The organism is Vulcaniibacterium tengchongense, assembly GCF_003814555.1.
GTDB lineage: Bacteria > Pseudomonadota > Gammaproteobacteria > Xanthomonadales > Xanthomonadaceae > Vulcaniibacterium > Vulcaniibacterium tengchongense.
This window is the reverse complement of the sequence record NZ_RKQN01000001.1, coordinates 1358105-1376657: the sequence shown is the minus strand read 5'-3', so window position 1 is coordinate 1376657 and position 18553 is coordinate 1358105. Positions and strand designations below refer to the sequence as shown.

The window sequence follows — 18553 nt, the reverse complement described above, 5'->3', positions numbered from 1 at the left end:
GCCGATCGCGCGCGGCGCGGCGACGCCGGCCGGCACCGCGGCGGAGCGGTCTGGAGTGGGTGGGCGGGCCGAGCGGTTTATGACACGAAACCCGCGCGGCAGTCCACGCGCGCGATGTGAAAACGGGATAACGCTTGGGTTACGGCCGCGGTTCACGCCGGCCCGCCGATGCCGCCGCCGCGGTCAGAGCGGCCGCTTGCCCGGGTCGCCGGCCACTTCGCGGACCAGCTTCGGCACCAGGTAGCCGGACAGGCGCGCGGCCAGCGCGGCGTGCAGGCGCCGCGCGTCGCCGTCGGCGACCTCGAAATGCGCTGCGCCCTGGACCCGGTCGAGCTGGTGCAGGTAGTAGGGCAGCACGCCCGCGGCGTAGCTGCGCTCGCTCAGCGCCGCCAGCGCCTCGACCGAGTCGTTGACCCCGCGCAGCAGCACCGCCTGGTTCAGCAGGGTCGCGCCGGCGCCGCGCAACCGCGCCAGCGCGGCGTCCACGGCGGGGTCGAATTCGTGGGCATGGTTGGCGTGCACGACCACCGCCACCGGCCAGGGCAGGGCGCGCAGCCAGGCCAGCAGCGCCTCGTCCACGCGCTCGGGCAGCACGATCGGCAGCCGGGTGTGCACGCGCAGGCGCTTCAGGTGCGGCACCGCGGCGAGCGCATCGGTCAGCTCCGCCAGCTTGGGCGTGGCCAGCGACCAGGGGTCGCCGCCGGAGAGGATCACCTCGTCGATGCCGGGATCGGCGCGGATCAGCGCCACCGCCTCGCGCCAGCCGCCCGCCGCGGCGGTTTCCTCCGCGTACGGGAAATGGCGGCGGAAGCAGTAGCGGCAATGCACCGCGCAGCTGCCGGTGGCGACCAGCAGGGCGCGGCCGCGGTACTTGCGGATCACGCCATGGCCGGCCTTGGCCGCGCCGTCGCCGACCGCGTCCAGCGAGAAGCCCGGCCTCGGCCGCAGCTCCTCGTCGAGCGGCAGCACCTGGCGCAGCAGCGGGTCGTGCGGGTCGCCGCGGCGCATCCGCGCGACGAAGCCGCGCGGCACCCGCAGCGGGAACTGCGCGGCAGCCGTTTCCGACATGCCGAGCGCGCCCGGGTCCAGGCCCAGCAGCGCCAGCAGCTCGCGCGGGTCGCGCACCGCCTCGCGCCAGAGCTGTTGCCAGCGCGGCGCGGCGGGAGCGGGCTGCAGGGGAAGGGGGGCTGCGGGTATCATGGCGGACCGGTTTTCCTTGCGCCCGGCCCGGGCCCGGCGCGACAGCCCGACATTCTAGCCTCCGCTGCCATCGCGAAGCGGCCGGGGCCACGTCACTTATTCACTTAGCAGGAGTTGCAGATGGCCAGCCTAGGCATGAACGACGTCAAGACCGGGCAGAAGATCCTGGTCAACAACGAGCCGTGCATCATCACCGAGACCGAGTACGTCAAGCCGGGCAAGGGCCAGGCGTTCACGCGCGTCAAGTACCGCAACATCAAGTCCGGGCGCGTGGTCGAGATGACCATGAAGGCGACCGACTCGGTGGACGTGGCCGACGTGGTCGACGTCGACATGCAGTACCTGTACAGCGACGGCGAGTACTGGCACTTCATGAACCCGGAGAGCTTCGAGCAGGTCCAGGCCGACAAGGCCGGCATGGGCGGCGCCGAGAAGTGGCTCAAGGGCGAGGAACAGTGCGTGGTGACGCTGTGGAACGGCACGCCGATCGCGGTGCAGCCGCCGAACTTCGTCGAGCTGAAGATCGTCGAGACCGATCCGGGCGTGCGCGGCGACACTTCCGGCGGCGGCGGCAAGCCGGCCACGCTGGAGACCGGCGCGGTGGTGCGCGTGCCGCTGTTCGTCGCCCAGGACGAGGTGATCAAGGTCGACACCCGCTCGGGCGAGTACGTCAGCCGGGTGAAGTGACGCAAAGGCGTTCCCGCGAGGGCGGGTCCGGTGGTTTTTCGCTTTGCTTCATCAAGCCCGAAGACACTGGATTCCGCCTTCGCGGGAATGACGGACCATAGGATTCCCGCCTGCGCGGGAACGACGAGCCACCGGATTCCCGTTCCCGGGAATGCCGAGCTATCGGAAGGCCGCCGGCCTGACAAGCGGCCTGCCGCACAGGAGATTGCATGACCGCCGCCCCCCGCCCGGAAGCCTGCGACCTGCTGATCGAAGCCGGCTGGGTGGTGCCGGTCGAGCCGCACGCGGTGGTGCTGGAGGAACATGCGGTCGCGATCGCGGACGGCGCCATCCTCGCGGTGCTGCCGACCCGCGAGGCGCGCGCGCGCTACGCCGCGCAGGAGACCGTCTCGCGGCCGGACGCGGCGCTGATCCCGGGCCTGGTCAACGCCCACGCGCACAACCCGATGACCCTGCTGCGCGGCATCGCCGACGACCTGCCGCTGATGGAATGGCTGCAGGGCCACATCTGGCCGATCGAAGGCGCGGTGATCGGTCCGGAGTTCGTCGCCGACGGCATCGCCCTGGCGATCGCCGAGATGCTGCGCGGCGGCACCACCTGCTGCAACGAGAACTACTTCTTCCCCGACGTCCAGGCCGCGGTCTACAAGCGCCACGGCTTCCGCGCGCGCGTCGGACTGCCGGTGATCGACTTCCCCACCGCCTGGGCGAAGACCGCCGAGGAATACTTCGACCGCGCCGGCGAGGTTCACGACCAGTGGCGCGACGATCCGCTGGTCGCCACCGCGTTCGCGCCGCACGCGCCGTACACGGTCTCGGACGCGAACTTCGAGCGCATCCGCATGCTCGCCGACCAGCTCGACGTGCCGGTGCACCTGCACACCCACGAGACCGCGCGCGAGGTCGAGGAGTCGCACGCCAAGCTCGGCCAGCGCCCGCTGGCGCGGCTGGACCGGCTCGGCCTGGTCAACGACCGCCTGGTCGCGGTGCACATGACCCAGCTGACCGAGGCCGAGATCGAGCTGTGCGCGCAGCGCGGCGTCACCGTGGTGCACTGCCCGGAATCGAACCTGAAGCTGGCCTCGGGCTTCTGCCCGGTCGGCAAGCTGGAGAAGGCGGGCGTGACGATCGCCATCGGCACCGACGGCTGCGCCAGCAACAACGACCTCGACATGTTCGGCGAGACCCGCACCGCGGCGCTGCTGGCCAAGGCGGTGGCGAACGACGCGGCCGCGTTCGACGCCGCCAGCGCGCTGCGCGCGGCCACGCTGGGCGGCGCGCGCGCGCTCGGCTTCGAGGGGCTGGTCGGCTCGATCGAGCCCGGCAAGCAGGCCGACCTGGTCTGCGTCGACCTGGGCCGGGTCGAGACCCAGCCGCTGCACCACGTGATCTCGCAGCTGATCTACGCCACCGGCCGGCACCAGGTCGTCGACGTGTGGATCGCCGGAAAGCGCAAGCTGCGCGACGGCGTGCTGGTCGACGTCGACGTCGCGGCGCTGCTCGCCAACGCGCGGCAATGGCGGACGCGGATCGCCTCGATCCGGCTGACGTGACCGCGGCGCGCGGATTCCCGCCGCGCGGGGCGACGCGCCCGCTCTCGCGCGAGCGACGGCGCCGTCGCGCGGTTACGATGGCGCGGACGCCGAGACTGAAGCCATGAACACCCAGACTTCCGATCGCAATTTCCGCCAGGCCGAGCTGGACAAGTTCGGCGCCCTGGCCCAGCGCTGGTGGGACCCGCAGGGCCCGCAGAAGGCGTTGCATGCGCTGAACCCGGCGCGGCTGGGCTACGTCGCCGCGCGCACGGAGCTGCGCGGCGCGCGCGTGCTCGACGTCGGCTGCGGCGCCGGCCTGCTGAGCGAGGCGCTCGCGGGCGAGGGCGCGCAGGTGACCGCGCTCGACCTGTCGCCGGAGCTGCTCAAGGTGGCGCGCCTGCACGGCCTCGAGAGCGGCGTGCGCGTCGACTACCGGCAGCAGTCGGTCGAATCGCTGGCCGCGGAAACGCCCGGCGCGTTCGACGCGGTCACCTGCATGGAGATGCTCGAGCACGTCCCCGACCCCGCTTCGGTGATCGGCGCCTGCGCCGCGCTGCTGAGGCCCGGCGGGCGGCTGTTCCTGTCCACGCTGAACCGCACGCCCGCGGCGTTCGCGCTGGCCATCGTCGGCGCCGAGTACGTCGCCCGCATCCTGCCCAAAGGCACGCACCAGTACCGCGACTTCATCCGCCCGTCGGAACTGGCGGCGTGGCTGCGCGAGGCCGGCCTGCGGCTGGAGGACGTCAGCGGCCTGATGTACGAGCCCTGGCGCAACGCCGCGCGGCTGGTCTCGCGCACCGACGTGAACTACCTGGCCTGCGCGCGCAAGCCGGAAGGCTAGCCCGGCACGATGCCGGCCCGGTCCGGTCCGCCCGGCCGCGGCCGGCGGCCGGGACGGGCTCCGTCGGCAAACGCGCCGTCGGGAACCGGCAGGCGGCGCGCCTCACCGGCGCGTACCGCGGCCGGCTCCGAATTCCCAGTCCCCTTCGCACCGGTCCCATGCCGACGTCTTCAGCCCGATTCCCCCGCGCCGTCCTGTTCGATCTCGACGGCACCTTGCTCGACAGCGCCCCGGACATGCTGGCGGCGGCGAACGCGATGCGCGCCGCCCGCGGCGAAGCGCCGATGGCGCTGGCGGCGTTGCGCCCGCACGTGTCCAAGGGGGCGCGGGCGATGGTCGCGGCAGCGTTTCCGCAGGCCGATGCGGCCGAGCGCGAAAGCTGGATTCCCGAGTTCCTCGCGCATTACCAGCGCGAGCTCGGCCGGCACGGCGCGCCGTTCCCGGGGATCGACGCGATGCTCGAGCGGCTGGAAGCCGCCGGCAGCGCCTGGGGCATCGTCACCAACAAGCCGGAATACCTGGCGCGCGCGCTGCTGCCGCTGCTCGGCTGGGAGGCGCGCTGCGCGGTGCTGATCGGCGGCGACACCCTGGGCGTGCGCAAGCCCGACCCGTTGCCGCTGCGGGTCGCCGCCGAGCGCCTCGGCGTCGCCCCGGCGCAGTGCGTCTACGTCGGCGACGACGAGCGCGACATCGTCGCCGCGCGTGCGGCCGGAATGCCGTCGCTGGTGGCGCTGTGGGGCTACCGTCTCGCCGAGGACGATCCGATCGCCTGGCAGGCCGACGCGATGATCGATTCCCCCGCGCGGCTGTGCGAAGCGGCGGCCTGGCCGGCGGGCCGCGGCGAATAAGGAGGGGCGGGGCGAAAGCGCCGGGCTTCCACTCGTTCCCCGTTCCTCTTCAATCGTTCTTTTTCGGTTCCGCCTCATCCCACCGCCACTCCCGCCATGACCGACGATTCCGCCCTCGACAGCTTCATCGACAAATGGCGCGCGCGCTGGCCGGAGTGGGCCGTGGCCGAGGCGTTCGTACCCAAGGAACAGCGTGCCGTGGCGCTGGCGTGGGCGGCGCTGCTGCAGGAGCTGACCGACGCGGCCTGGGGCGGGACGGACCCGCGCCCGGGCGAGGCCAAGCTGGGCTGGTGGGCGGAAGAACTGCAGGGCTGGGCGCAGGGCGCGCGCCGGCATCCCCTGGGCGCAGCGCTGCAGCGCCGGCCGGCGCCGTGGGTCGTGCTCGCGGCCGCGCTGCCCGCGCTGCGCGACAGCCGCGAGCGTCCGCGCGATCGCGAGGAGGCGTTCGCCGCCCTGGCGCCGGTCGCCGAGGCGGTGGCCGCGGTCGAAGCGGCGCTGTTCGCCGCGCCGGACGACGCGGCTGCGCCCGCCGCGATCGGGGCCGGCCTGCTGCACGCGCGCCTGGCGACGAGCGGCGAGGCGGCCGCACCTCTGAGCGTGCTGGCGCGCGCGCAGGCGGGCGAGGGCGCCACGATCTGGGCCGCGGAACTGCTGCAATACTGGCCCCGGCGCGCCGCGGTATCGCGCCCGCGGGCGTTGTGGGCGGAGCTGGCCGCTTCGCGCCTGCGCCGTGGCGACGCGGCGCGGCCGCTGCCGGCCTGGTCCGCATTGCGGGCGGCCTGGCGCGGCGCCCGCCGCAGCCCCGGCGCCGGGGCATGACGCAGCGTTCCGGGGCCGTTGCCGGCGGTCGCGGGCATGGCCGCTACAATGGCCGCCCGTTGCGTTCCCCCGCGCCTACCCCCATTCAGCCGTCGTGAGCACTCTTCCTCTCCCCCCGCGCCGCCTTCCGGACGTCGCCTTCGACGCCGCCGCGGCGGCGCGCCCGCTCGACTGGGTCGGCATGGCCAACATCGCCTTGCCGTTGCGGGTGGCCGGTAGCGACGGCGAGGTCCTGACCGTCGCCGCCTCGGTCGACGTGGCGGTGGACCTGAAGGACGCCGACACCCGCGGCATCCACATGTCGCGCATGTACCTGCAGCTGCAGCACGCCTTCGCCAGCGAGACGGTCACGCCGGCCGGCCTGCGCCGCGTGCTGCAGACGCTGATCGACAACCAGGGCGGCATCTCCAGCGCCGCGCGTCTGGCGCTGCGTTACGAGATGCTGCTGCTGCGCCCGGCGCTGGCCAGCGCCAACGCCGGGTGGAAGCGCTATCCGGTCGAGATCGAGGCGACCCTGCGCGAGGGCCACCTGCACCTGGCGTTGCGCTTCGCGGTCGAGTACTCGAGCACCTGCCCGGCGTCCGCGGCGCTGTCGCGCCAGCTCAACGCCGAGCGCTTCGCCGGGGATTTCGCCGCCGCCCGGCCGCTGTCCGCCGCGGTGGTGGCCGAATGGCTGGCTTCCGAGCGCGGCCTGGCCGCCACCCCGCATGCGCAGCGCAGCCGCGCCGACGTGCGCGTCGAGCTGCGCCCGAGCTTCGACGAACTGCCGTTGACCGCGCTGATCGATGCGATCGAACGCGCCCTGGGCACGCCGGTGCAGACCGCGGTCAAGCGCGAGGACGAACAGGCCTTCGCCCGCCTCAACGCCGAGAACCTGATGTTCTGCGAGGACGCGGCACGCCGCGTCGCCGCCGCGCTGTCGGCCGACCCGCGGGTCGAGCGCTTCGAGGCGGAAGTGGCGCACTTCGAGAGCCTGCATCCGCACGACGCGGTGGCGCGGGTCGCCGGCCGCGGCGCTTCGGCCTGACCGCCCGCCGTCCGCCGGACTTCGCCCGCCTTGGGCCATGCGCCTCCGCCGCCCGGGGCGGAGCATGGGAAGACGCGCGGCCGTGACTCCTCGCAGGTAGCAAGCGGCGGCCGGCGGCGCTCGCCCGGGGCAGGCGAACGGCCCGCGGGTGCCGCTGCCGGATGGCCCCGGAGGCGGCAGCCTTGCCCGGGCTGCGCGCCCGGGAACGAACCAGGAGAACGGGAAACGGCTGGCTTGCTCCCGTTCCTCGTGTCGCTTCACCCGTTCCCCGGCCGTGCGGCGCCGGCGGTGCGGCGCTGCCGGGTGGGCGGACGGCCGACTAGGGCGTGCCCGCGGCCGCGTCGGCCGGCTGGCGTTCGAGCACCAGCAGCGGGTCGATGCGCACGTCGAACCAGTTCATGCCCCAGTGCAGGTGCGGGCCGCTGGCGCGGCCGGTGGCGCCGACCGCGCCGATGGTCTGGCCCTGGCGCACGGTGTCGCCCGGCTTCACGTCGATCCGCGACAGATGCAGGAAGTTGGAGCTGATGCCGTAGCCGTGGTCGAGCAGCACCGTGCCGCCGGTGAGGTAGAGATCGGGCTTGGCGAAGGTGACCACGCCGTCCGCCGGCGCCTTCACCGGCGTGCCGGTCGGGGCGGCGATGTCCATCCCCGAGTGCGGCGCGCGCGGCTGGCCGTCGTAGACGCGCTGGTTGCCGAAGCGTCCGCTGATCCGCCCCTGCACCGGCCAGACGAAGAACTGGGCGAAGCCGGTGCGGTCGTCGTCGCGCTCGCGCGCGGCCGAGACCTCGGCCTGTTCGCGGCGGATGCGCTCGGCGACCGCCGGCGGCGGGTCCACGGTCTTCGGCGGCACGCCGCGCACGTGCTCGACCGGCCAGTCGCGGGGCGTCACCGCGATGCGCACGGTCTCCGCGCGGCCGCCGGGCGTCGTGACCTCGAGCTCGACCGGCCCCGCCTCGTCGCGGCCGACGCCGAACACCACGGTGCCGTAGCCGGTGCTGCGCAGGTGGCGGCCGCGATAGCGCACGAGGCTGCCGGGCGGCACCTTGCCCAGCACCATCGCGCCCTGCGGCACGCTGGCCGGGAACACGATGCGCGCGTCCTGCGGCGCCGCCGCGCCCGGATTCGCGGCTTGCGGCGCCGCCGACACGGGAGCGCCGCCGAACGCGGCCACGAGCGCCGCTGCGGCCGAAGCGGCCGCGATGCCGCGCCTCATCGCGCGAACGCCAGCCGTTGCCCGTTCGGCGCGCCGACCAGGCGCGTGCCGTCCCAGGCGAGCGTGCCGTTGACCCACGTCGCGGCGATGCGCGAATGGAAGGTCGTGCCCTCGAACGGCGACCAACCGCACTTGGAGAGCACGTCCTCGCGGCGCACGGTGAACGGCGTGTCGTCCACCAGCACCAGGTCGGCCCAGTAGCCTTCGCGCAGGAAGCCGCGCTCGGCCACGTCGAACAGCTGCGCCGGCGCGTGGGCGAACTTCTGCACCACCTGCGCGGTGGTCAGGCGGCCCTCGTGGACCAGCTCCAGCGCCGCGACCAGGGCGTACTGCACCAGCGGCAGCCCGCTCGGCGCGCCGGTGTACGGCCGCGCCTTCTCCTCCAGCGTATGCGGCGCGTGGTCGGTGGCGAGCACGTCGATCACGTCGCCGGCCAGCGCGCGGATCAGCGCCTCGCGGTCGGACGCGTCCTTGATCGCCGGGTTGCACTTGATGAGATGGCCGAGGCGCGCGTAGTCGGCGCGGTCGAAGCGCAGGAAATGGATGCAGGTTTCGGCGGTGATGCGCTTGCGGCTGCCGTCGGCGCGGACCAGCGGGCCTGGCTCGAACAGCGCCAGCTCGTCGGCGGTGCTGATGTGCAGCACGTGCAGGCGCGAGCCGTGCCGGCGCGCCAGCGACAGCGCCAGCTCGGTCGACTTGATGCAGGCCTGGCGCGAGCGGATGTCCGGGTGGCACTCGGCCGGGATGTCGTCGCCGTAGCGGGCCTTGTAGCGGGCCAGTTCGGCGTCGATCGTCGGCGTGTCCTCGCAATGGGTGATGATCGGCGTCGGCGCCTCGCGGAAGATGCCGTCGAGCACCGCCGGGTCGTCGACCAGCATGTTGCCCGTCGAGGCGCCCATGAACACCTTGATGCCGGGCGCCGAAAGCGGGTCGAGCGCGCGGATCGCCTCGAGGTTGTCGTTGCTGGCGCCGAGATAGAAGCCGTAGTTGCCCCAGGCGCGGCCCGCCGCGCGGCGGTACTTGTCCTCCAGCGCGGCCGAATCGAGCGTCGGCGGGTGGGTGTTGGGCATGTCCATGAAGCTGGTCAGCCCGCCGGCCACCGCCGCGGCCGATTCGGTGGCGATGTCGGCCTTGTACTCCAGGCCCGGCTCGCGGAAGTGCACCTGGTCGTCGATCATCCCCGGCAGCAGGCGCCGGCCGCCGGCATCGACCACGGTATCGCCGGGGCGCGCCGCCAGCCCGCTGCCGATCTGCGCGATGCGCCCGGCCTCGATGCGCAGGTCGCCGTCGAACTCGCGGCCTTCGTTGACCAGGCGGGCGTTGACGATCAGTGTCGATGGGGTCGCGGGCATGGGTCGGGTCCGGTGGAGGCGCCGGGCACCGGATCGTGCCCGCCGGGGTGCAGGGGATGGCAGCGCAGCAGCCGGCGCGCGGCGAGCCAGCCGCCCTTGAGCGCGCCGAACCGGGCGATCGCCTGCATCGCGTATTCCGAACAGGTCGGATGGAAGCGGCAGCGCGGGCCGAGCAGCGGACTGATCCAGCGCTTGTAGCCGCGCAACGCAGCGATGAACAGACGGTCGATCACGGTTCCTTCATGCGGCCATGGGTGCATGAACATGCGGTTGCCGCAGGTGCCGGGGCAGGGTATAACAGCGCGCTTTCCCGTCACAAGGCGTCGGGAGCCGCCCCGCCATGCGGATCCGGTCGGGCCGCGCATCCAGCGCCCGGTGGCCGGAATGTCATCTGCGAATCGGCACTTGCGCCTACCATCGCAGACTCGGGCATGCTGTGGCCCACCACGCCTTCGGATCGCGTCCGGAGGACCTCAGGGAAACAGAAGGACAAGTCGCTCGTGGCAGTCAAGAAAACCGCGAAGAAGGCCGCCAAGGCCGCCCAGAAGACCGTCAAGCCGGCCGCCAAGAAGGCTGCGCCCGCCAAGACCGCAGCGAAGAAGTCCGCGACCAAGAAGCCTGCGGCTAAGAAGGCGCCCGCCAAGAAGGCCGCCCCGGCCAAGAAGCCGGCTGCGAAGAAGCCGATCGCGAAGAAGCCGGTGGCGAAGCCCGCGGCCAAGAAGGCCGAGGCCAGGAAGGTCGAAAGCAAGAAGGCGCCGGCGGCGAAGGCGCCCGCCAGGAGTGCCGCCAAGAAACCCGCGCCGGCCGCCAAGCCGGTGGCGAAGAACTCCGCTCCCGAGCGCGCGCCGGCCAAGGCCGCCGCGGCCAAGCCCGGGAGCAAGCCCTCCATCGTCAAGAAGCCCGCGCCGCGCCCGGCCACCAAGACCGCCGAAGTGGCGCCGGCCCGCAAGACCGAAGCAGTCGAAAAGCCAGTGACCCAAACCGCATCCCCCCAGGGCTCCGCGAGCAAAGCCGCGGCCGCCGGAAATTCCAGCAAACCCGCGCCGCGCCCGGCCGGCAAGGTCGCCGTCGCGGTCACCGCCAAGCCGCAGGCCCCCGCGCCGAAAGGCAAGGTGAAAGTCGTGCCGTACAAGACCGATGAGGCCACCGGGCGCCCGATCGTCCCGGAAGGCTACCGCCCCTCGCCGGACGAGGAGTACATGAACCCGCTCCAGCTCGAGTACTTCCGCCAGCGCCTGCTGCAGTGGCGCGCGGAACTCGTGGAGGAGTCCAAGCAGACCATCGAGAACCTCAAGGACGAGGTGCGCGACGTCGGCGACGAGGCCGAGCGCGCCACCCGCGAGACCGAGAACTCGCTCGAGCTGCGCACCCGCGACCGCTACCGCAAGCTGATCAGCAAGATCGACAGCACGCTCAAGCGGATCGACTCGGGCGACTACGGTTACTGCGTGGACACCGGCGAGGAGATCGGCCTGGAGCGCCTCGAGGCGCGCCTGACCGCCGAGCGCACCCTCGACGCGCAGGAACGCTGGGAACACATGCAGAAGCAGATGGGCGACTGAGCGCCGTCCGCTTCGCCGCCGCCCCGAAAGCCCGGCCCCGGCCGGGCTTTCGCGTCTTGGCGGGCGAACGGCCGGGGCCGGCCCACGCCGTGCGCGGCCGGGGCGGGCAAGCTGCGCCTTCCGGCCGTACGAGGAGATGCCGATGTCCGACACCGACGCCGACCTGCGTTTCATGCGCGAGGCGATCGCGCTGGCGCGCGCCAACGCCGCCGCCGGCGGGCGGCCGTTCGGCGCGGTGCTGGTGCGCGACGGCGAGATCCTCGCGCGCGCGGCCAACCGCATCCACGAAACCGGCGACCCGACCGCGCACGCCGAACTGCTGGCGATCCGCGAGGCCGCGTCGCGCCTCGGCCCGCAACTGGACGGTTGCGCGATCTACGCCTCCGGCCACCCGTGCCCGATGTGCCTGGCGGCGATGCACCTGAGCGGCATCGCCGCCGCGTGGTACGCCTATTCGAACGAGGACGGCGCCCCGTACGGCCTCTCCACGGCGGCGATCTACGCGCAGCTGGCGCTGCCGCCGGCGCAGCAGTCGTTGCCGCTGCGCCGGCTGCGCCCGCCGGAGGAGGCCGGGTTGTACCAGCAATGGGCGAGGCGCCGGACCTAGCGGGCGGCGGGCTCGCCGCTCATTGCAGGTCGCGCAAGTCCAGCCGCCGCAGCTTCGGCGCCAGTTTCGCGGTGACGCCGACCACGGCCAGGGTCATGCAGCCGCCGAAGATCACCGACGGCACCAGGCCGAGCAGGCGCGCGGCGACGCCGGATTCGAACGCGCCCAGCTCGTTCGAGGAACCGATGAAGATGCCGTTGATCGACGACACCCGCCCGCGCATGTGATCGGGCGTGGCCAGCTGCAGGATGGTCGAGCGCAGCACCACCGACACCCCGTCGCACATGCCCGACAGCATCAGCATCAGCGCCGACAGCCACAGCTGCCGCGACAGCGCGAAGCCGATGATGCACAGCCCGAACCCGGCCACCGCGACCAGCAGCACCCGGCCCGCGTGGCGCTGCAGCGGCCTTCGCGCCAGGTACAGGCCGACCAGCACCGCGCCCGCGGCGGGCGCGGCGCGCAGCAGGCCGAGCGCCTCCGGCCCGGCGTGCAGGACCTCGCCGATGAACGCCGGCAGCAGCGCGACCGCGCCGCCGAACAGCACCGAGAACATGTCCAGCGCCTGGGCGCCGAGCACCACCTGGGTGTTGAACACGAAACGCAGGCCCTCGCCGATGCTCCGGAACACCGGGGCGCGTTCGCTCGGCAGCGGCGGCTCGGTGACGCGCAGCGAGACCACCGCCAGCGCCGCGGCGGCGGCGAAGCCCGCCGCGACCAGGTAGGCCAGGCCCTTGCCGCCCCAGGCCACGAGCAGGCCGCCCAGGGCCGGCCCGGCGACCAGCCCGGTCTGCATCGCCACGCTGCTCACGCCCGCGCCGCGGGCGAACTGCTCGCGCCTGAGCACGCGCGCGAACAGCGACATGTACACCGGCGCGAGGAACGCGCGCACCACGCCGTTGACCGCGATCGCGGCGTAGATGGTGAGGGTGCCGAAGCCGCCGAACCCCGCCGGCAGCACGCCCGCGGCGACGCCGGCCAGGGTCAGCGTGGTCGCGCACAGGCCGAGGCAGGCGAACAGGCCGAGCTTGCGCCGCGGCAGGTGGTCGACCGCATAGCCGGCGAACAGGGCGAAGCAGAAGTAGGGGATGACCTCGGCCAGGCCGATCAGCCCCAGCGCCAGCGCGTCCCGGGTCAGCTCGTAGACGTGCCAGCCGACGGTGACCGCGACGATCTGGTACGACAGCATCGCCAGCACGCGGTAGCCGAGCAGGCCGACGAAGCCGCGGTTGCGCAGCAGCGCGCTGGCGTCGGCGGCGGGCGCGGATTCGGCGCTCATCGATGGTCGCGGCGGCGGAGCGTCGACATCGCGCGTCGCGGGGAGGACGCCGGGGCATGGCGTCGCGCGGGCTGCGGCGGCCTGGCGGCCGCCGAGGAGCCTGCATCGGCGCACTCACGGCCCGTCGCGCGACGCCATGCGCCGGTTGCCTGGAAACGCCGCGGCCGGAAGCCCGGCATGGAGGCGAGCCGTCGCCCGCCGGTGCCTGCGGAGGTGCGAGCGGGCGGGAAGGTTCGCCGGCCGCCGCTCACAGCACGCTGCGGGCCTTGTCGCGGATGAACCCCAGCAGCGCGGCCAGGCCGTTGCTGCGGGTCGGCGAGAGATGCTTGGCCAGGCCGATGTCGGCGATGTAGTCCGGTTCGGTGGCGAGGATCTCCGCCGCGCTGCGGCCCGAATACACGCGCAGCGCCAGGTAGATCAAGCCGGAGACGATCGCCGAGTCGCTGACCGCGTGGAAGTCCAGGCGCTGGGCATCGCCCTCGGCGACGATCCAGACCATCGACTGGCAGCCGTGCAGGCGGTGCTCCTCGCTCTTCCACTGCGGCGGGAACTCCGGCAGCTTGCGGCCGAGGTCGATCAGGTACTGGTAGCGCTCGGACCAGTCGGCGAAGAAGGCGAACTCGTCGCGGATCGCCGCCTGCGCCTGCGCGGCGCTGGCTTCGAGCGGGAAGGGGCTGACGGGGGCGGCGACGGCGTTCACGGCCGGAAATTCTACGCCATCGAACGCGTACGCCGGCGGAACGCCGCCTTGCGGACGCCCGCGGCCGGGCCGTCGCTGCGAGCTAGAGACGGCAGGCGAAATCCGCATCCGCGCCGGCGCGCGGCGCCGCGAAGCGCCGCTCCGAAGCGTCCACGGTTGCGCGCACCGCCGCTCAGGCGCGCTTCCAGCGCACGCCCTGCGGGGTGTCCTCGAGCAGGATGCCTTCGGCGGCGAGCTGGTCGCGGATCGCGTCGGCGCGGGCGAAGTCGCGCGCCTTCTTGGCCGCGGCGCGCTCGTCGATCAGCGCCTGGATGCGGGCGTCGCCGCCGTCCGCGCCGCGCGCGAACCAGGCCGCCGGGTCCTGCTGCAGCAGGCCCAGGGCGAGCCCGGCGCCGAGCAGTTCGGCCTTCAGGCGTGCCCGCTCCGCCGGCGCCCCGGCCTTGCGCGCCTCGCTGGCGAGGCGCGCCAGCTCGGCCAGCGCCTGCGGCGTGTTGAGGTCGTCGTCGAGCGCCGCCTCGACCGAAGCGGGGATCGCGGGCTCGGCCGCGACGTCGGCCAGGTCGCGCAGCGTGCCGTACAGGCGGTCGAGCGTGCGCACGCTCTGCTCGATCAGCGCGTCCGACCAGTCCAGCGGCTGGCGGTAATGGGCCGAGAGCAGCGCGTAACGCAGCGCTTCCGGCGGATGCGCGCGGACCAGGTCGTGGACGCGCTGGATGTTGCCGACCGACTTGGCCATCTTGGCGCCGCCGAAGGTCAGCATGCCGTTGTGCAGCCAGAAGCGCGCGAAGGTCTTGCCGCCGTGCGCGCACTCGCTCTGCGCGATCTCGTTCTCGTGGTGCGGGAACTGCAGGTCGACGCCGCCGGCGTGGATGTCGATGGTCTCGCCCAGGTGCGCCTCGGCCATGGCCGAGCACTCGATGTGCCAGCCCGGGCGGCCGCGGCCCCAGGGCGAGTCCCAGCCGGGCAGGTCGTCGGTCGACGGCTTCCACAGCACGAAATCGCCCGGGTCGCGCTTGTACGGGGCGACGTCGACGCGGGCGCCGGCCAGCAGTTCCTCCGGGTCGCGGCGCGAGAGCTTGCCGTACGCCGGGAAGCTGGACACGGCGAACAGCACGTGGCCCTCGGCGGCGTAGGCGTGGCCGGCGGCGATCAGCCGTTCGATCATCGCCACGATCGGGCCGATGTGCGCGGTCGCCTCGGGCTCGATGTCCGGCGCCTTCACCCCCAGCGCGGCCATGTCCTCGCGGTAGGCGGCGGCGAAGCGCGAGGTGATCGCCGCGATCGGCACGCCCTGTTCCCGGGCCGCGGCGTTGATCTTGTCGTCGACGTCGGTGATGTTGCGGGCGTAGGCGAGGCCGCCATGGCGCCGGCGCAGCAGGTCGGCGAGCACGCCGAACACCACCGGCCCGCGCGCGTTGCCGATGTGGACGTAGTTGTAGACCGTGGGCCCGCACACGTACATGGTCGGGCGGGCCGGATCCAGGGGCGCGAAGGGCTCGACCCGACGCGTCAGGCTGTTGAACAGTCGCAGGCTCATGAGGGTCCCGGCGGGGCGGGCGTGTTGCGGCCGGCCATTCTAGCGGCTCGCCGCGGCGGCCTGGCCCAGGCGGGGCGCCGCGCGAACCGGCGCCCGCAGGGCCCGCTCGGCTCCTTTCGGGGGCATTCAGACCCCGCCGGGCGCCAGCGCTTACACTTTCTGAACGATATCCACCGCGCGAGCGTGATGACCCGACCCGTAGCGCTGCCGTCCGGCCTGGCCGGACTCGTCCTTCTGTCCGCCTTGTCGTGGGCGGGCCCGGCGTCCGCGCAGAGCACGGTCACGGTGATCCAGGCCGAGAACGTGCGCTTCGACTACGCCCAGGTGTTGCGGGTCACGCCGGTGTACCAGACCCTGCGCGCGACCGCGGTGGAGCAGCAGTGCGAGGAGCCGCCCGCCGCCGAGGGCGATTCGAAGCTGTCGCGGGTGGTCGGCGCGGTCAAGGGCGCGTTCTCGCGCGACAAGGACAAGGAACAGGCCGAGCAGGCCGGCGCCGACTGCCGGCCGGTCACGGTCGAGCGCGAGTTCCGCCGGCCGATCGCCTACGACGTGGACTACGTCTACAAGGGCGCCAAGTACCGCTCGCGCCTGCCGGAGGACCCGGGCAACCGCCTGCGCATCCGGGTGTCGGTGACGCCGGTGGTGCCGCCGCCGCCGCGGCCGCGTTGAGCCGGCGCTTGCGCCCGCCGCCGGCGCATGCGAGCATTCGCGCCCTGATGAACGCCCTCTACGCCGACGCCGATGTGATGACCTCCGCCTGGATGGCGGCGGGCATGACCTCGCGCGCGCGTCGACCGTTCCCCTGCCGAGCCGCTGGGTAGACGGTCCACGCCTTTTCGCACGTACAGGCGAGTGACACAGGAAAAGCCCAGCCCCAGCGCTGGGCTTTTTCGTTTTCCGCGCCGCCCTCCCACCTCTCCACCACCGCCACGACCATGACCCCGAAGCACTTCCTCAACACCCAGGACTGGTCGCGCGCCGACCTCGACGCGCTGCTCGCCCAGGCCGCGGCGTTCAAGCGCAGCAAGTTCGGCGACCAACTCAAGGGGCGGTCGATCGCGCTGGTGTTCTTCAACCCGTCGATGCGCACCCGCACCAGCTTCGAGCTCGGCGCGTTCCAGCTGGGCGGCCACGCCATCGTGCTGCAGCCGGGCAAGGACGCGTGGCCGATCGAGTTCGACCTGGGCACGGTGATGGACGGCGACGCCGAGGAGCACATCAAGGAGGTCGCGCAGGTGCTGGGCCGCTACGTCGACCTGATCGGCGTGCGCGCCTTTCCGAAGTTCGTCGACTGGGCCTACGACCGCCAGGACGTGGTGCTCAACAGCTTCGCCAGGTACTCGCCGGTGCCGGTGATCAACATGGAGACGATCACCCATCCCTGCCAGGAGCTGGCGCACATCCTCGCCCTGCAGGAGCACTTCGGCACCACCGACCTGCGCGGCAGGAAGTACGTGCTCACCTGGACCTACCATCCCAAGCCGTTGAACACGGCGGTGGCGAACTCGGCGCTGACCATCGCCACGCGCATGGGCATGGACGTGACCCTGCTGTGCCCGACCCCGGAATACGTGCTCGACGAGCGCTACATCGGCTGGGCGCAGCAGAACGTCGCCAAGAACGGCGGCTCGTTCGCGATCAGCCACGACATCGAGAGCGCCTATCGCGGCGCCGACGTGGTCTACGCCAAGAGCTGGGGCGCGTTGCCGTACTTCGGCAACTGGGCGCCGGAGAAGCCGATCCGCGACCGCTTCAAGCACTTCATCGTCGACGAGGCCAAGATGGCGCTGACCAACAACGGCGTCTTCAGCCATTGCCTGCCGCTGCGCCGCAACGTCAAGGCCACCGACGCGGTGATGGATTCGCCGCGGTGCATCGCCATCGCCGAGGCCGGGAACCGGCTGCACGTGCAGAAGGCGATCATGGCCGCGCTGGCGAAGCCGTGACCGGATGAAGCCCTTTTCCCGCTCGCGGCAGAGGGGCTCGGGCGACGCGTCAGCCGCGCCCGAAGCCGCCCCGCAACCGTGCGCCCCCACCCACCCTCCCCGCAAGCGGAGAGGGGACCAGAACAGAGAACTCCCCGCATGAGCAACGACATCGTCCTCGCCTTCTCCGGCGGCCTCGACACCAGCTTCTGCATTCCCTACCTGAAGGAGCGAGGCTGGACCGTGCACACCGTGTTCGCCGACACCGGCGGCGTCGATGCCGAGGAGCGCGCCTACATCGAAGCGCGCGCCGCCGAACTGGGCGTGGCCTCGCACCGCACCGTGGACGGCGGCCCGGCCATCTGGAGCGGCTTCGTCAAGCCGTTCGTCTGGGCCGGCGAGGGCTACCAGGGCCAGTACCCGCTGCTGGTGTCCGACCGCTACCTGATCGTCGACGCCGCGCTGCAGCGCGCCGCCGAGCTCGGCACCCGCGCCATCGCCCACGGCTGCACCGGCATGGGCAACGACCAGGTGCGCTTCGACCTGGCGGTCAAGGCAATGGGCGATTACCAGATCGTGGCGCCGATCCGCGAGATCCAGAAGGAGCACACCCAGACCCGCGCCTACGAGCAGCGGTACCTGGAAGAGCGCGGCTTCTCCGTGCGCGCCAAGCAGAAGAGCTACACGATCAACGAAAACCTGTTGGGCGTGACCCTGTCCGGCGGCGAGATCGACAAGTGGCAGGCGCCGGGCGAGGGCGCGCGCGGCTGGTGCAAGCCGCGCCACGAGTGGCCCGCGCAGCCGCTGCAGGCGAAGCTGCGCTTCGAGCGCGGCGAGGCGGTGGCGCTGGACGGCGAGAAGGTCGAAGGCCACCGGCTGCTGGCGCGGCTCAACGAGCTGTTCGCGCGCTACGGCGTCGGCCGCGGCATGTACACCGGCGACACCACCATCGGCCTGAAGGGCCGCATCGTCTACGAAGCGCCGGGCCTGGTCGCCCTGCTGACCGCGCATCGCGCGCTGGAGGAGGCGGTGCTGAGCAAGCAGCAGAACCGCTTCAAGCCGGAGGTGGCGCGCAAGTGGGTCGAGCTGGTCTACGAAGGCTTCTTCCACGACCCGCTGAAGACCGACCTGGAGGCCTTCCTCGCTTCCAGCCAGGCCACCGTCAACGGCGAGGTCACGCTGGAGACCCACGGCGGCACGGTGACCGCGGTGGCGGTCGACTCGCCGCACATCCTCAACGCCAAGGGCGCGACCTACGCCCAGTCGGCGGATTGGGGCGTGGAGGAGGCCGAAGGCTTCATCAAGCTGTTCGGCATGAGCAGCACGTTGTGGGCGGAAATCAACCGTTGAGGGACGAGCCGGGAAAAACGCGGAACGGGTAGGGCAATCCCTCCCGTTCCCCGGCCGCCCCCGCTCGTTGC

General features: G+C 72.7%; 18 protein-coding genes. 11 read left to right on the top strand and 7 right to left on the bottom strand.

Annotated features, from left to right (window positions below; translation table 11 throughout):
• Nucleotides 1–183 precede the first annotated feature (183 nt).
• Complete coding sequence (epmB, locus tag EDC50_RS06225; RefSeq protein ID WP_123769552.1) at nt 184–1200, bottom strand: EF-P beta-lysylation protein EpmB; 1017 nt, start codon at nt 1198–1200, stop codon at nt 184–186.
• Nucleotides 1201–1320: 120 nt separating this feature from the next.
• On the opposite strand from epmB, the gene efp reads away from it, so the two are divergent.
• The 6 genes from efp to folE2 all read left to right on the top strand — a co-directional run bounded on the left by efp (nt 1321) and on the right by folE2 (nt 6957).
• Nucleotides 1321–1887 carry an elongation factor P gene (efp, locus tag EDC50_RS06220; RefSeq protein WP_123769551.1) on the top strand — a complete coding sequence of 189 codons (567 nt, stop codon included), beginning with the start codon at nt 1321–1323 and terminating at the stop codon, nt 1885–1887.
• 209 nt (nt 1888–2096) lie between these two features.
• Entirely contained in the window at nt 2097–3440 is a 1344-nt protein-coding gene (locus tag EDC50_RS06215) for a TRZ/ATZ family hydrolase (protein ID WP_123769550.1), read from the top strand.
• Nucleotides 3441–3543: 103 nt separating this feature from the next.
• Entirely contained in the window at nt 3544–4263 is a 720-nt protein-coding gene (gene ubiG, locus EDC50_RS06210; protein WP_123769549.1) for a bifunctional 2-polyprenyl-6-hydroxyphenol methylase/3-demethylubiquinol 3-O-methyltransferase UbiG, read from the top strand.
• A 158-nt stretch (nt 4264–4421) separates the two neighbouring features.
• Nucleotides 4422–5111: a phosphoglycolate phosphatase gene (locus tag EDC50_RS06205; protein ID WP_123769548.1), complete on the top strand. Its 690-nt coding sequence runs from the start codon at nt 4422–4424 to the stop codon at nt 5109–5111.
• 96 nt (nt 5112–5207) lie between these two features.
• Nucleotides 5208–5930, top strand: coding sequence for a phytoene/squalene synthase family protein (locus tag EDC50_RS06200; RefSeq protein WP_123769547.1), 723 nt, complete (start codon nt 5208–5210; stop codon nt 5928–5930).
• A 94-nt stretch (nt 5931–6024) separates the two neighbouring features.
• Entirely contained in the window at nt 6025–6957 is a 933-nt protein-coding gene (folE2, locus tag EDC50_RS06195; protein WP_123769546.1) for a GTP cyclohydrolase FolE2, read from the top strand.
• A gap of 319 nt (nt 6958–7276) precedes the next feature.
• On the opposite strand, the gene EDC50_RS06190 is transcribed toward folE2, so the two are convergent.
• Genes EDC50_RS06190 through yidD form a run of 3 tightly spaced genes read right to left on the bottom strand, consistent with a single transcriptional unit; the run spans nt 7277 to nt 9782 of the window.
• Complete coding sequence (locus EDC50_RS06190; RefSeq protein WP_123769545.1) at nt 7277–8170, bottom strand: M23 family metallopeptidase; 894 nt, start codon at nt 8168–8170, stop codon at nt 7277–7279.
• Nucleotides 8167–9522: a dihydroorotase gene (locus EDC50_RS06185; protein WP_123769544.1), complete on the bottom strand. Its 1356-nt coding sequence runs from the start codon at nt 9520–9522 to the stop codon at nt 8167–8169. The genes EDC50_RS06190 and EDC50_RS06185 overlap by 4 nt, the downstream gene beginning before the upstream one ends.
• Entirely contained in the window at nt 9498–9782 is a 285-nt protein-coding gene (yidD, locus tag EDC50_RS06180) for a membrane protein insertion efficiency factor YidD (RefSeq protein WP_123769543.1), read from the bottom strand. Before yidD ends, EDC50_RS06185 begins: the two co-directional genes overlap by 25 nt.
• 240 nt (nt 9783–10022) lie before the next feature.
• Here yidD and dksA point away from each other — a divergent pair, with 240 nt between their 5' ends.
• Entirely contained in the window at nt 10023–11084 is a 1062-nt protein-coding gene (gene dksA / locus EDC50_RS06175) for an RNA polymerase-binding protein DksA (protein ID WP_123769542.1), read from the top strand.
• 142 nt (nt 11085–11226) lie between these two features.
• Complete coding sequence (locus tag EDC50_RS06170; protein WP_123769541.1) at nt 11227–11691, top strand: nucleoside deaminase; 465 nt, start codon at nt 11227–11229, stop codon at nt 11689–11691.
• A 19-nt stretch (nt 11692–11710) separates the two neighbouring features.
• Here the strand turns inward: EDC50_RS06170 and EDC50_RS06165 are convergent, their stop codons facing one another.
• The 3 genes from EDC50_RS06165 to cysS form a co-directional block, all read right to left on the bottom strand.
• Nucleotides 11711–12970, bottom strand: coding sequence for an MFS transporter (locus EDC50_RS06165; protein ID WP_123769540.1), 1260 nt, complete (start codon nt 12968–12970; stop codon nt 11711–11713).
• Between the two features lie 247 nt (nt 12971–13217).
• Entirely contained in the window at nt 13218–13670 is a 453-nt protein-coding gene (locus EDC50_RS06160; protein WP_242002950.1) for a SufE family protein, read from the bottom strand.
• Nucleotides 13671–13842: 172 nt separating this feature from the next.
• Entirely contained in the window at nt 13843–15207 is a 1365-nt protein-coding gene (gene cysS, locus EDC50_RS06155; protein WP_123769538.1) for a cysteine--tRNA ligase, read from the bottom strand.
• A gap of 186 nt (nt 15208–15393) precedes the next feature.
• Here cysS and EDC50_RS06150 point away from each other — a divergent pair, with 186 nt between their 5' ends.
• The 3 genes from EDC50_RS06150 (at nt 15394) to EDC50_RS06140 (ending at nt 18482) form a co-directional block, all read left to right on the top strand.
• On the top strand, nt 15394–15876 hold the full coding sequence (locus EDC50_RS06150) for a hypothetical protein (protein WP_123769537.1): 483 nt from the start codon (nt 15394–15396) through the stop codon (nt 15874–15876).
• Between the two features lie 266 nt (nt 15877–16142).
• On the top strand, nt 16143–17153 hold the full coding sequence (locus EDC50_RS06145; RefSeq protein WP_123769536.1) for an N-acetylornithine carbamoyltransferase: 1011 nt from the start codon (nt 16143–16145) through the stop codon (nt 17151–17153).
• Between the two features lie 138 nt (nt 17154–17291).
• The gene (locus tag EDC50_RS06140; RefSeq protein ID WP_123769535.1) at nt 17292–18482 is read left to right on the top strand and encodes an argininosuccinate synthase; all 1191 of its coding nucleotides are present in this window, start codon (nt 17292–17294) and stop codon (nt 18480–18482) included.
• Nucleotides 18483–18553 lie beyond the last annotated feature (71 nt).

Excerpts from the sequence above, each read along its gene's own strand:
- ubiG (WP_123769549.1), top strand. The coding sequence starts at position 3,544 with ATGAACACCCAGACTTCCGATCGCAATTTCCGCCAGGCCGAGCTGGAC.
- epmB (WP_123769552.1), bottom strand. The coding sequence starts at position 1,200 with ATGATACCCGCAGCCCCCCTTCCCCTGCAGCCCGCTCCCGCCGCGCCG.
- cysS (WP_123769538.1), bottom strand. The coding sequence starts at position 15,207 with ATGAGCCTGCGACTGTTCAACAGCCTGACGCGTCGGGTCGAGCCCTTC.
- yidD (WP_123769543.1), bottom strand. The coding sequence starts at position 9,782 with ATGCACCCATGGCCGCATGAAGGAACCGTGATCGACCGTCTGTTCATC.
- EDC50_RS06205 (WP_123769548.1), top strand. The coding sequence starts at position 4,422 with ATGCCGACGTCTTCAGCCCGATTCCCCCGCGCCGTCCTGTTCGATCTC.
- EDC50_RS06150 (WP_123769537.1), top strand. The coding sequence starts at position 15,394 with ATGACCCGACCCGTAGCGCTGCCGTCCGGCCTGGCCGGACTCGTCCTT.
- EDC50_RS06140 (WP_123769535.1), top strand. The coding sequence starts at position 17,292 with ATGAGCAACGACATCGTCCTCGCCTTCTCCGGCGGCCTCGACACCAGC.
- EDC50_RS06185 (WP_123769544.1), bottom strand. The coding sequence starts at position 9,522 with ATGCCCGCGACCCCATCGACACTGATCGTCAACGCCCGCCTGGTCAAC.
- EDC50_RS06145 (WP_123769536.1), top strand. The coding sequence starts at position 16,143 with ATGACCCCGAAGCACTTCCTCAACACCCAGGACTGGTCGCGCGCCGAC.
- EDC50_RS06200 (WP_123769547.1), top strand. The coding sequence starts at position 5,208 with ATGACCGACGATTCCGCCCTCGACAGCTTCATCGACAAATGGCGCGCG.
- efp (WP_123769551.1), top strand. The coding sequence starts at position 1,321 with ATGGCCAGCCTAGGCATGAACGACGTCAAGACCGGGCAGAAGATCCTG.
- EDC50_RS06170 (WP_123769541.1), top strand. The coding sequence starts at position 11,227 with ATGTCCGACACCGACGCCGACCTGCGTTTCATGCGCGAGGCGATCGCG.
- EDC50_RS06215 (WP_123769550.1), top strand. The coding sequence starts at position 2,097 with ATGACCGCCGCCCCCCGCCCGGAAGCCTGCGACCTGCTGATCGAAGCC.
- EDC50_RS06190 (WP_123769545.1), bottom strand. The coding sequence starts at position 8,170 with ATGAGGCGCGGCATCGCGGCCGCTTCGGCCGCAGCGGCGCTCGTGGCC.
- EDC50_RS06165 (WP_123769540.1), bottom strand. The coding sequence starts at position 12,970 with ATGAGCGCCGAATCCGCGCCCGCCGCCGACGCCAGCGCGCTGCTGCGC.